15 protein-coding genes and 1 pseudogene are annotated in these 10,756 nt (G+C 59.2%); 5 read left to right on the forward strand and 11 right to left on the reverse strand.

Annotated elements, in window-relative coordinates; genetic code table 11:
* The 3 genes from GZ093_RS17905 to thrH all read left to right on the forward strand — a co-directional run.
* On the forward strand, positions 1-442 hold a 442-nt coding region (locus GZ093_RS17905), incomplete at its 5' end, for a histidine phosphatase family protein (RefSeq protein WP_296488639.1).
* Between the two features lie 27 nt (positions 443-469).
* Positions 470-1,180 carry a lysoplasmalogenase gene (locus GZ093_RS17910; RefSeq protein WP_296488640.1) on the forward strand — a complete coding sequence of 237 codons (711 nt, stop codon included), beginning with the start codon at positions 470-472 and terminating at the stop codon, positions 1,178-1,180.
* 80 nt (positions 1,181-1,260) lie between these two features.
* On the forward strand, positions 1,261-1,866 hold the full coding sequence (thrH, locus tag GZ093_RS17915) for a bifunctional phosphoserine phosphatase/homoserine phosphotransferase ThrH (RefSeq protein WP_296488644.1): 606 nt from the start codon (positions 1,261-1,263) through the stop codon (positions 1,864-1,866).
* 475 nt (positions 1,867-2,341) lie between these two features.
* Here thrH and GZ093_RS17920 read toward each other — a convergent pair whose 3' ends face one another.
* The 7 genes from GZ093_RS17920 to GZ093_RS17950 form a co-directional block, all read right to left on the reverse strand.
* Positions 2,342-2,971, reverse strand: a complete 630-nt coding sequence (locus GZ093_RS17920) for a hypothetical protein (protein WP_296488646.1) — start codon at positions 2,969-2,971, stop codon at positions 2,342-2,344.
* Entirely contained in the window at positions 2,968-3,612 is a 645-nt protein-coding gene (locus GZ093_RS17925) for an SCO family protein (protein ID WP_296488649.1), read from the reverse strand. The genes GZ093_RS17920 and GZ093_RS17925 overlap by 4 nt, the downstream gene beginning before the upstream one ends.
* 46 nt (positions 3,613-3,658) lie before the next feature.
* Positions 3,659-4,267 carry a cytochrome c gene (locus tag GZ093_RS17930; RefSeq protein WP_296488652.1) on the reverse strand — a complete coding sequence of 203 codons (609 nt, stop codon included), beginning with the start codon at positions 4,265-4,267 and terminating at the stop codon, positions 3,659-3,661.
* Positions 4,268-4,287: 20 nt separating this feature from the next.
* Positions 4,288-4,890, reverse strand: coding sequence for a cbb3-type cytochrome c oxidase subunit II (locus GZ093_RS17935; protein ID WP_296488655.1), 603 nt, complete (start codon positions 4,888-4,890; stop codon positions 4,288-4,290).
* On the reverse strand, positions 4,880-6,532 hold the full coding sequence (locus tag GZ093_RS17940; RefSeq protein WP_296488656.1) for a cbb3-type cytochrome c oxidase subunit I: 1,653 nt from the start codon (positions 6,530-6,532) through the stop codon (positions 4,880-4,882). Before GZ093_RS17940 ends, GZ093_RS17935 begins: the two co-directional genes overlap by 11 nt.
* The gene (locus GZ093_RS17945) at positions 6,532-6,927 is read right to left on the reverse strand and encodes a group III truncated hemoglobin (protein ID WP_296488659.1); all 396 of its coding nucleotides are present in this window, start codon (positions 6,925-6,927) and stop codon (positions 6,532-6,534) included. The genes GZ093_RS17940 and GZ093_RS17945 overlap by 1 nt, the downstream gene beginning before the upstream one ends.
* Positions 6,928-7,112: 185 nt before the next feature.
* Positions 7,113-7,718, reverse strand: coding sequence for a uracil-DNA glycosylase family protein (locus GZ093_RS17950; RefSeq protein ID WP_296488667.1), 606 nt, complete (start codon positions 7,716-7,718; stop codon positions 7,113-7,115).
* Between the two features lie 403 nt (positions 7,719-8,121).
* Here GZ093_RS17950 and GZ093_RS17955 point away from each other — a divergent pair, with 403 nt between their 5' ends.
* Complete coding sequence (locus tag GZ093_RS17955; protein WP_296488661.1) at positions 8,122-8,511, forward strand: DUF488 domain-containing protein; 390 nt, start codon at positions 8,122-8,124, stop codon at positions 8,509-8,511.
* Between the two features lie 40 nt (positions 8,512-8,551).
* Positions 8,552-8,899 (forward strand): annotated as a pseudogene (locus GZ093_RS17960) (carboxymuconolactone decarboxylase family protein).
* Positions 8,900-8,912: 13 nt separating this feature from the next.
* Here the strand turns inward: GZ093_RS17960 and GZ093_RS20875 are convergent.
* From GZ093_RS20875 to GZ093_RS17975, 4 genes are all read right to left on the reverse strand, one after another.
* Complete coding sequence (locus GZ093_RS20875) at positions 8,913-9,101, reverse strand: DUF3330 domain-containing protein (protein ID WP_363261056.1); 189 nt, start codon at positions 9,099-9,101, stop codon at positions 8,913-8,915.
* Positions 9,102-9,127: 26 nt separating this feature from the next.
* A complete protein-coding gene (locus GZ093_RS17965; protein WP_296488669.1) occupies positions 9,128-9,370 on the reverse strand; it encodes a DUF2789 domain-containing protein in 243 nt (80 codons plus the stop codon).
* 106 nt (positions 9,371-9,476) lie between these two features.
* A complete protein-coding gene (gnd, locus tag GZ093_RS17970; protein WP_296488663.1) occupies positions 9,477-10,493 on the reverse strand; it encodes a phosphogluconate dehydrogenase (NAD(+)-dependent, decarboxylating) in 1,017 nt (338 codons plus the stop codon).
* Between the two features lie 57 nt (positions 10,494-10,550).
* A complete protein-coding gene (locus GZ093_RS17975; RefSeq protein WP_296488664.1) occupies positions 10,551-10,694 on the reverse strand; it encodes a hypothetical protein in 144 nt (47 codons plus the stop codon).
* Positions 10,695-10,756 lie beyond the last annotated feature (62 nt).

Consider the following 10,756-nt stretch of genomic DNA (forward strand, 5'->3'; position numbering starts at 1 on the left):
CGCAATTTCCAATGCCACCGGTCGCACGCTGCAGACCCACACCGGTCTGTGCGAACGCGGCTTTGGCGTGTTTGAGGGCAAGACCTTTGCCGAGCTCGAGGCCACTTGGCCCGAGCAGTCGCTGCGCTGGCGCCAGCGCGACCCGCTCTGGGCGCCCGAAGGCGGTGAGTCCTTGACCACACTGCGCGAACGCATCACGCGCACCGCCTCTGAACTGGCGGCGCAGCACCTGGGGCAGCAGATTGTGCTGGTCGCGCATGGCGGCGTCATGGACGTGCTGTACCGCGCCGCCACCGGGCAGGAGTTGCAGGCGCCGCGCACCTGGGACCTGGGCAATGCCGCCATCAACCGCCTGCTTTGGACACCCAATGGTTTCACGCTGGTGGGGTGGTCCGATACGCGTCATTTGGAAGACGACACGCTCGATGAGACCAGTACCTGAAGGCGGGAAACTGCTGCCCCCATCACCATGCACCTGCCTTCCCCGACATCCGTGACCAAGCGTGAGCCCGGGTTAGCGTGGCTGCTGATCTTGCTGGCCGCTCTGTCAACCGCGACCAGCGTGTTTGAGCTGCCGACGCTGCACGTCGTCTTCAAGCCGTTGCCGATGCTGGTCGCTATTGTTGCAGTAGCTGCTCGCGCTTATTCGACGGGGGCTAGAGCCCGATTTGATCTATATCTCATGGCTGCGCTGGCAGCCTCGCTGGCGGGCGATGTGTTCCTGATGCTGCCCGGCAATTACTTCATTCCGGGTCTGGCCTCGTTTCTGGTGGCGCACCTGTTCTACATAGCCCTGTTCCGCCAAGGCGTGCCCTGGTTTCCCAGCCGGCGCGCCTTGGGGCTCACGCTTGGCCTGGGTGGCGCCATGTACGCCTGGGTCTGGGGCGGTCTGACCGACCCGGTCTTGAGAGTCGCGGTGGCGGCCTACGTCAGCGTGATCGCCCTGATGGTGGCGCAGGCCATCGGTCGCGCGCTGGTGCTGCGTGATGCCAGCGCCCGGGCGGTGGGCCTGGGCGCCTGCGTCTTCATGCTCAGCGATTCATTGATCGCCATCAACCGCTTTGTGCAGCCGCTGCCGCTGGTGTCTTTATGGGTGCTGGCGAGCTACTACACGGCGCAAGTCCTGATCGTGCGCCACGTCAGGCCGGTGGTCCCGGCGGTTCCCACTACACTTGCTTGAGGCCGTCCCCATCGCCGTATTTCGCGACTTCAGCGCCCGGGGAATCGCTTCTTTCGGGCGCCAACTTTTGGAGAATTTCAGTGCAACTCGTTTGTCTTGACCTTGAAGGTGTTCTCGTTCCCGAAATCTGGATCGAGTTTGCCAGTCGAACCGGCATTCCGGCGCTCGCGCGCACCACGCGCGACGAGCCCGACTACGACAAGCTGATGAAATACCGGCTCGACCTGCTCAAGACCCACCAGTTGGGCCTGCCCGATATTCAAAAGGTGATCTCTGACATGGGGCCGATGGCCGGTGCGCGCGACTTTCTGGACGCGTTGCGGCGCGACTACCAGGTCATCATCCTGTCCGACACTTTTTACGAATTTGCCATGCCTTTGATGGCGCAACTCAACATGCCGGTCCTGTTCTGCCACAAGCTGGAGGCCGATGCGGCCGGTTTTCTGGTGAATTACCACCTGCGCATGCCGAACCAGAAAAAAGAAGCGGTGCAGCGCTTTCGGGAACTGCAATTCAAGGTGATTGCGGCCGGCGACTCCTACAACGACACCGCGATGCTGGCTGCAGCCAACGCCGGCATCCTGTTTCACCCGCCGCAAAACGTGATCGACGAGTTTCCCCAGTTTCCGGTCACGCTGAACTACACCGAACTGCGCTTTGAAATCGACAAGGCTGCCAGGTGCTGACGACTTTTGGAGTTTCTGGGGCAGGCGTTGTGCAGCGTAAGCAGGCCTACAGAAGTTCAAATTGCCTGCCCGATACCTGACACTGGATCAGTAGCCCGAATGTCAGCTGTGTCACCACAATTTCGACCAATTGGGTACCCTTACTTTCCACCAGAACGGGTATTTGGTCACGATCCGATTGTCCGGCCGGTCTTCAATCGAAAGTTTCCGTTCACTGGCCCCATTGACCCCCAAGATTCAATGCATAGTGACGCCTGTTCATTCTTGACGATCGCGCAACCGACAGCACCCAGAAGAAAATTGTTTCACCTGTCGCGAATAGCAAGGCACGTCTGTTAAAGGACTGCATCCAGTGCTTTCAGACCATCGAACTGACACAACGATGAAGACTGCAGGCACCATGGACTCGACGTTCGTTAAAGAAAATCAACTCCCGACTCGATTAGGCCAAGGTCAATGGCAACGCAAACAGAATTCATTTTGTCGTGCTCGGATCGTCTTCGGAAGGTGTTGGTAGCGCGGTCGATGCCTCTCGGCGCATCATCGCACGCACCAGGATGGCAAACCACGCCAACCCGATCGTTGCCGCAACCCAGATCAGGTTTTGCCCCAGCCTTTCCTGATCGTCGAGGAGGTAGGCGTTACACAGGCGCACCGGTGAACTTTCAAACAGATAGCCCACAACGACCATCATGGGCAGCACGTTGCCCAGAAAGAAGCCTTGCACCAGCAAGCCGGCAGGCTGCCATGACAGGCGCACGGCTGCGCCGCACACAAGCAGGGCCAGCCATTTGACAAGTTCAATGCGGCTGTCAACCAAGGCAAGGTCCAGGACGCGGGGAATCATTAGTATTGCGAGCAACAGTGCGCTGGCGAACAAGCCGCTGATGCCGTAACCGTTCCATAAATTCAGACGCCGCATCCAGTTGCGCGGCAACGCCCCTGCGAACCAAAAACCGATGAGGGTAAGCAGGGGAAACTGAAATAGCATGTGGCGGGTCATGCTGGCTTCAAGAAACAGTCGTGCACCGGGCAGGGCCAGCAGGCACAGCGCCAAGCCTGCAATGGCCAAATGCCACTTGAGCCAAAACTGCGCCAGTTTCATCGTGGTGAAGCGGCGTTCGCCAGGTCGCGAGCGTAGTCGAGGGCCAGTTGCTGCTCCGCATAATCAAAGATGCGTACCAGTTGCCCGTGCTGGTTGACCACCAGCAGCGCCGCGTTGTGCTCGAAATCGCCTCGACCGTCAGGAACGACGATGACCTGAAAATCTGCCAGCAGACGCTGTGTTTCTATCGGATCCGGCACGCGAACAAAACGCCACAGCAACGGATCGGCGCTCAAACGCGCTGCGTAAGCCTGCAGAATCCGTGGGTTGTCGTGCTGCCCGTCGAAGCTGATCGAAAGCAGTTTCACCCGGCGCGCCGAGAGGTCGGTTTGACTGGCCGCTTGCAGCGTCGTCTGCATTTGCTGATAAACGCTCCCCAGCGCCAGACACACGGTCTGGCAGCGGGTGTAAACGAAATCAACCAGGGTGACGGATTGGCCATCGGACAAGAGTTGCGATAAGGCTTGTGCGGGCAAGCCGGGACCGTCAATTTGCACGGAAGGCGATGCGATGGGCTGCAGGGCCACTTCCAGGCGCCGAGCACCTTCGGCCGTCCAGACCTGAAAGTCGTGGGTCAGCCAAGCTGAGCAGGCATAGCCGGCCACCGCCAGGCTGGCGCTCAGCAACGCTGTTTTGAGCATCGGGCAGGACGCTTGCGGATCGACCGCATGTCGCCTCCGGAGTAGATCACGGCGCCTTGTCCATTAAGGCCTTCAGCTCGGCTTCGCCGTTGAACGGCGCCGTGCGGGTACTGCTCTTGCGTTCACTGGCAAACAGCTCGGACTTGATGGCGCCGGCCTTGTTCGACCATTCGGATCGGACATAGTTGGCGACTGCCGCCAACTCTGCGTCACTGAGTTGCTGGAATGAAGGCATCGCGCCCTTGTAAGTGTTGCCCATCACCGTCAGTTCCCCACTCACACCGTGCAGCAGGATATTGACAACGGTACGCTCATCACCGCCCACCCACTCCGAGCCGTCCAGGGGCGGAAACACGCTAGGCAAACCTTTGCCGGTTGCCTGGTGACAGGTGACACAGTTGGCGGTAAATACCTGTTTGCCATCGACCGCTGCGACCGCCGCTCCGGCTGCAGGTGCTCTCAGATCAGCCACGGTGCGCCTGTCGCCAAGATCGGCCCGGCCAAAGGGTTCCGAAAGCAGGATGTAGGTAACACCAAAAATCACCACTACCAGCGTGATAATTGCCACCGTCAGCGGAATCGGCCGGTTCCGCTCGGACGGGTCCTCCTGTTCGCGCGATTGAGCACGACTGCCCGATTCTGATTCTTTTGGCATCGATGGACCTCGTGTTCAGCTTAGGGTTTGGGGGCGGGCGGCAACACCGGATAAGTGTGGTTCAAGGCCAGAAGGTACTTGACCAGGTCGAGCGCCTCGGGCGTCGGCACCACCACCTGGCCGACGTTTGGGCCATAAGCGGGCGGCAAAGACACCGGCTGCTCGCCTTCTTTCTCGGCCTCCATCGCGTCCTTGACGGTAAACAGGAAAGGATAGGACGGCATGATCGAGCCCGGCACATAGGCGCGCGGTTGGTAAAGGTGACCCAGGTGCCAGTCCTTGCTAGGCTGGCGCGAAGCGATGTTGAACAAATCCGGTCCGGTGCGCATGCTGCCCAGCAGGTGCGGCTTGTCGTAGATGTAGTCGCCCGGCACCGAAGCGCGTCCCCAGCCGCGCTCGAAATCGGGGCCGAAGTTGCGGTCGCGCGGCTGCTGGCTGTGGCAATAGACGCAGCCGTTGGCAATGTAAACCCCACGCCCGCGCAGCTCGGCGCTGGTATAGGGCTTGAGTCCGGGCGGCGGCTGAATGTCACGCACCTCCATGTAGGGCATGACCACCAGTGCGGCGGTGGCAACCGCCAAGGCCACCATGGCGCCTGAAACCAGCTTGACTTCATTGTCCATGCGCAAGCTCCCGTTTGTTGTCTTGCCAGAAAAGGGCGGCGCCGGTGCGCGTCGGTCCAAAGCGCAATGCCATCGCAAGAAAATGGCCAACGAAGACGATGTGGCCCAGCACCATCAGGCTGCCGCCCGCCGTGCGCCATTTCAGATATGGCAGGGTCAAGGTGACCGAGTCCATGAACGGCCGGGCCGCGTCCAGCATGGCCACGCCCTGCAGCCAGCCGCCAATCGTCAGGCCAACAAAGTAGATGGCAATGCCAATTGCTGATAGCCAGAAGTGCAGCGTAATTAATTTCGGGTACGGCCACTCCCAGTTCAGGACGCGTGGCATCATGAAATAGATGGCGCCGAATAGGACCATGGTGACGAAAGCGTAAGCGCCCAGGTGGGCGTGCGCCACCGTGAAGTGCGTGAAGTGGGCCACCTGGTTGACGCTTCGCAGCGCTTCAAGCGAACCCTGCAGCGACGAGGCAAAGTACATGAGTCCGCCAAACATCATGAAGCGCAGCGTCGGCGAGTAGCGCGCCAGATGCATTCGCCCCTTGAGGGTTGCGCCCATGTTGATACTGAAGGCGACGACCGGAATGACCATCATCACGCTTTGCACAATTGACAAGGTCGTCAGCCAGCCCGGCACCGGTCCGCCGATCAAATGATGCCCGCCGACCTGACCGTAAAAGAACGCCAACGTCCAGAAACCCAGTATTGACAGGTTGTAGGAACGCACCGGCCGGCCGATGATCTTCGGCAGAAAGTAATAAATGGCACCTACGCTGACTGGTGTGAACCACAGGCCCAGCACGTTGTGCCCGTACCACCAGTTGGTGGTGGCCTGTTGCACGCCGGTATGCACACCAGGCAGTTTGGCGACCAGAAACAGCAGGGAAATCCATAACAACGCCGCCACCATGTACCAGACGCTGACATATAAATGTTCGACCTTGCGGTTTGCCAGCGTGTACAACACCGACAAGATCACTAGCACAAAACCGGCGAAGATGAGGATGGCGATTTGCCACGGAATTTCCAGGTATTCCATGCCATCGGTCCAGCCGGACGAAATGGCCCCGATGGCAGCGGCGATGCCCATGTTGATGAGGGCGCCGCCGAGCATGGCCCAGATCGCCCCGTGCAAGTGGGTACGCAGCAGGCGCGGCAGTAGCCACAGCATCATGCCCAGCGCCGCATTGCTGATCCATCCGTACAGAACGGCGGTCAGGTGCACCGTGCGAATGCGGCCAAAAGTCAACCAGGCCTGGTCGGTCAGCCAGTCGGGCTGGTGCAGCTTGATCGAGGAAGTCAAGCCCGCCAGCGAGCCGAGCAACAGCCAGAAGCAGGCGAAGGCAATGAACATGAAGACCGGAAAAGCACTCGACTGATCGGACGCGATGCGGTCCTGCAGTTCGGTCGCGTCAGCGACGTGCAGCGGGTGGCCGGGCTCCAGCGCCGCTGCCTGCATGGAACCCTGTGCCGCGTCCGCAAGGGCCGGGTCGTCAACCCGCCCGATCTCGCCACGCGCGAAGATCACCGAAGCGGCCTTCGGGTTCTCCACCAGCAGACCCTTGCGCGAAGACCAGATGAACACGAACAGGCCGATGATCGACAGCAAAAAGGCGCCCAGCAGACTCAGAATCGCGCTGTCCATCACGCGACCCCCAGCAGCTCGTCCGCATCCCGGCTCATTTGATAGCCGTGCCACAGACTCTTGGCAATACGCCTGGCCAGCTCGCTAGCTCGTTGGCCGAGCGCGGTATTCGGCAACGCGTCGGTTGTTTGACGAAACAACGTGAGCCAGCGCTCGAACAGTTTGAAGCTGAGTCCGGGCAGTGCGGTGTGCTTGGGCATGGGCGCACCGCGAAATCGCGCGCTGCCACGCAATGTGGATGACCAAAAGTCCACCATGGTGGACAGATGCGTATCCCAGTCTTTCACATGCTGGTTGAATATGGGACCCAGCACCTCGTCCTTGCGAATACTTTCGTAAAACAAGTTGACCAATTGAACAATTTCTTCTTCGGTACACAAGTCGGCGGATGGCATATCAAATTCCTTGCAGTTAAAGCGCCGGCAAACCGGTGATGCACAAGTTCATATTAAGATATATGCAACATGCATATTTAGTTGTTCGTGAGCACCTGCAACACCAACGTGGGTATTCAACACGCCCAAGCCTAATCAATTCGAGGTATCTGGCTGGACCGGCGAAGTGCTCAACACGAGGACCGTCAGCGCGCAAAAATGGCATTGATGTGTGCCTGCAGTGCTGGTACCACGTCCTTCTCAAACCAGGAGTGTTGCTTGAGCCAGGGTTGGTTGCGCGGCGACGGGTGCGGCAGCGGGATGAATCGCGGCCTGTACTCCCGCCAGGCCCGGGTCGTTTCGGTCAGAGACGGCTTGCGGCGGCTACCCAGAAAATGGCGCTGTGCATACTGGCCAACAAGCAGTGTCAATTCAATCTGCGGCAGCCGGGCCAGCAACTGGTCGAGCCAGAGCGCAGCACACTCACGACGCGGTGGCAGATCACCATCCGCTCCGCGCCCCGGATAGCAATAACCCATGGGAATGATGGCGATGCGCGATTCGTCATAGAAGAGCGCCTTGTCTACACCCATCCATGCCCGCAGACGCTCCCCGCTCGGGTCGTCCCATGGGATGCCAGTCGAGTGCACGCGCACACCGGGCGCCTGTCCCACAATGAGGATGCGAGCCGCCTCACCCGCTCGCAGCACCGGATGAGGACCAAGCGGCAGATGCGCCTCACACGCACGGCAATTGCGCACCGCCGTCAGCAATGCGTGAAGGTTGGGATAGGCGGCTTCGGATTCAGCTATTTCTCTCGCCCCCCCAAGCTTGGAACGGGTAGCCTTGAGGACGGAGTGCGCAAAGATGGTCTTCGGATTGTTCGGTTCAATCATGCGGTTTCAGTGTGTTTGCTGTTGCTCCCGGACTGACAAGTGTCCATCATAAGATGCATGTTAAATACCCCTACTGAGCAATCGTGCCGCGCACGACGCGTATGCTTTGCTGTCCGGCAATTGCAGAGTCAAGTCAAATGTGGCGAATGCGCCATCGTCTGGCTTCTGTCACTTTCATCGGGAGCTAAACCATGAAATTTCCGAGCATGATCATCTCGACACGTTTTGTAGCTTGCGAGGTGCCCCGGTCCAGCGCGCAACGCTGGCCCCACCGGCCCGCCAGCGAGCGCTGGAGCCAGACTGCTACAAGGCCATCTTCATGATCACGAAAATTCCAGCCAGCCATATCCGGATCAAGCGCGCCTACGATCCTCCATCCCACGTCGACGGCGCGCGCGTATTGATTGACCGCCTGTGGCCGCGGGGCATTAAGAAGGAAAGTCTGGCCGTGGATCAATGGGCCAAGGAGCTTGCGCCCAGCACCAAGTTGCGCCAGTGGTTCGGTCACGACGCTGCGCGCTGGCAGGAGTTTCACCAGCGCTATGCGGCTGAATTGCGCCCACACGCGGAGTCAGTCAATACCTTGCGCGCATTGGCGCGCAAGGGCACCGTCACGCTCGTGTATGCCGCGCATGACGAAACACACAACAACGCGGTCGCGCTGCGAGAATTTCTTCTTGCACCAGAGGTTATCAGCGCCAGCCCGTGACGCAAGTTGAACCACACCAATCAATTCCAAAGGAGATGCTATGGACAATGCCATTTACCCCCATGCCGGGGCCGAAGTCGCGCGCAAACGCCGTGAGCTCGCGCCCAAGCCGCTGGACGCCTTCAAGGCCTTCAGCGCCAGTGTGTTTGCCGACGGCGCCTTGCCCAGCAAGACCAAGCAGCTGATCGCGGTGGCTGTGGCGCACGTGACCTAATGTCCCTATTGCATTCGTGGGCACACGCAATCGGCGCTGAAGGCTGGCGCCACCGAGCAGGAGCTCATGGAGGCCATCTGGGTTGCGGCCGAGATGCGCGCTGGTGCGGCCTACGCGCACTCGACGCTTGCCATCGACACCATGCTGCACGCGCACGACGCCAAGCCAGGCTGACCTGAACAAGTCTTTAGTCTTTTGACCGCTGCCATTCAGGGTCTTCGTCCTGGGTTGCCCACTTTGAATAACATTCCGGTCCGCAGAAGTAGGCGACGTAGTCAACAGCCTCGAAGATCTTTGTTTCGGAAACTGGGACCTCCTTCAGACTTTGTGCGCACGGCACAATGTGTTCACTGGAATCATCGTTTCTCTTTGGCATGATGTTTCTCCGGTACGACAGGCAGCCTATTTTCCGAGAGGTCGAAGAGACGCGCTGAGTTGATCAACGACTACCGCCCAGTCCGAATCTTCAAGAAGGCTTTCCCGCAAGAACGTCGCGGTGGACGGGGGCCAAAAGATTGCATCAGGCAAATCGACGTCGGCGGCGAGTGGCGTGTGTGTCGTCAAGAAATGGTGAATGCCGTTTTCATCACAAGGCAGCCCCAATTGAGCAAATAGTTCGTTGAAAGGGTGTATTGGGTTGTGCATGTTGATCCTTGTACTCTTTTTCACCATTGGCGCACTATGCTTCTTAGACGTGGCTCCCTCACAAAAATTCACGATCAGGACTTCTTGTGTCTCGGATGTTTGGCGGTTACTCAACCGTCTTTTCAATATGGCCGCCAAACTCGTTGCGCATTGCGGACAGAACCCGGTTGGAAAAATCGGCCTGACCGCGTGACGCAAAACGCGCGAACAGCGCGGCGCCAAGAACATTCGACGGGACCCCTTCGTCGATGGCCGCCTGGATCGTCCAGCGGCCCTCGCCGGAATCCGAGACGCGGCCGCCGTAGGTGTCGAGTTCAGGATTCTTATGGAGGGCTTGAGCGGTCAGGTCGAGCAACCAGGAACCGATCACGCTGCCGCGTCGCCAGACTTCTGCGATCTCGGGCAGGTTCATGTCAAATTTGTAGAACTCCGGGTTGTGCAGTTGTGTCGTCTCAGCATCGTTGTCGTGCGTTCGCTTGCCCACGTTGGCGTTGCGCAGAATAGTGAAGCCCTCGGCATAAGCCGCCATCATGCCGTATTCGATGCCGTTGTGGATCATTTTGACGAAGTGACCGGCACCATGCGGGCCGCAATGCAGAAAACCCTCTTCAGCCTCACCACGGCCGGCGGTTCTGCCCGGGGTCCGCGCTGCCACCGCCATTCCAGGAGCGAGGGAGGAAAAGATCGGCCGCAAGCGCGCAGCGGTGTCGGCTTCGCCACCGATCATCAGACAATAGCCGCGATCAAGGCCGGCTACGCCACCACTGGTGCCTACATCCAGATAGTGAATGCCTCCGGCCTTCAACTCGGCAGCTCGACGCATGTCATCGCGGTAATACGAATTGCCGCCATCGATGACGATGTCGTTAGGGGCGAGCAGTGGCACCAGGTCGTTCAACGCATGGTCGACCATGGCAGCCGGAATCATCAGCCAGATGGCGCGCGGTCTGCCCATTTGCGCGACCATCTCTTGCATCGATGCGACGCCGGACGCACCGGCTTCTTCCAAGCTGGCCACTGCCGTCGACTGCGTGTCATAAACAACGCATTCATGGCCCTTTTGTATCAGGCGTTGCACCATGTTGGCACCCATCCGACCCAAACCGATCATGCCGATCTTCATTTCTTTTCTCCTGGTCCATTGCTCAACGCCCGGTCGACGGGCAGTCCACCGGGTGTGTCAATCTTCACCGTTTTCTGACACCCCCCGCGCCAGCGTCTTTGCATAAACCACTTTCAACCGACGAACAACTCGCAAAGTCCATTTGTCTGAAGGACCGGTTTGCTTTTGTGGTTCTTCATCGATTCCACTGTTAATTTTCATTCACTCCAGCAGAATCCAGTTTTAAAAATTGATTGACCGAGCCATGAAAGACACCGCGCTGT

It is taken from the genome of Rhodoferax sp., assembly GCF_010365055.1.
Taxonomy (GTDB): domain Bacteria; phylum Pseudomonadota; class Gammaproteobacteria; order Burkholderiales; family Burkholderiaceae_C; genus Rhodoferax.

Bases quoted from the DNA above. Each gene is read 5' to 3' on its own strand.
- GZ093_RS17910 (WP_296488640.1), top strand. From the start codon at position 470: ATGCACCTGCCTTCCCCGACATCCGTGACCAAGCGTGAGCCCGGGTTA.
- GZ093_RS17920 (WP_296488646.1), bottom strand. From the start codon at position 2,971: ATGAAACTGGCGCAGTTTTGGCTCAAGTGGCATTTGGCCATTGCAGGC.
- GZ093_RS17925 (WP_296488649.1), bottom strand. From the start codon at position 3,612: ATGCTCAAAACAGCGTTGCTGAGCGCCAGCCTGGCGGTGGCCGGCTAT.
- GZ093_RS17930 (WP_296488652.1), bottom strand. From the start codon at position 4,267: ATGCCAAAAGAATCAGAATCGGGCAGTCGTGCTCAATCGCGCGAACAG.
- GZ093_RS17935 (WP_296488655.1), bottom strand. From the start codon at position 4,890: ATGGACAATGAAGTCAAGCTGGTTTCAGGCGCCATGGTGGCCTTGGCG.
- GZ093_RS17940 (WP_296488656.1), bottom strand. From the start codon at position 6,532: ATGGACAGCGCGATTCTGAGTCTGCTGGGCGCCTTTTTGCTGTCGATC.
- GZ093_RS17945 (WP_296488659.1), bottom strand. From the start codon at position 6,927: ATGCCATCCGCCGACTTGTGTACCGAAGAAGAAATTGTTCAATTGGTC.
- GZ093_RS17955 (WP_296488661.1), top strand. From the start codon at position 8,122: ATGATCACGAAAATTCCAGCCAGCCATATCCGGATCAAGCGCGCCTAC.
- GZ093_RS20875 (WP_363261056.1), bottom strand. From the start codon at position 9,101: ATGCCAAAGAGAAACGATGATTCCAGTGAACACATTGTGCCGTGCGCA.
- GZ093_RS17965 (WP_296488669.1), bottom strand. From the start codon at position 9,370: ATGCACAACCCAATACACCCTTTCAACGAACTATTTGCTCAATTGGGG.
- gnd (WP_296488663.1), bottom strand. From the start codon at position 10,493: ATGAAGATCGGCATGATCGGTTTGGGTCGGATGGGTGCCAACATGGTG.
- GZ093_RS17975 (WP_296488664.1), bottom strand. From the start codon at position 10,694: ATGAAAATTAACAGTGGAATCGATGAAGAACCACAAAAGCAAACCGGT.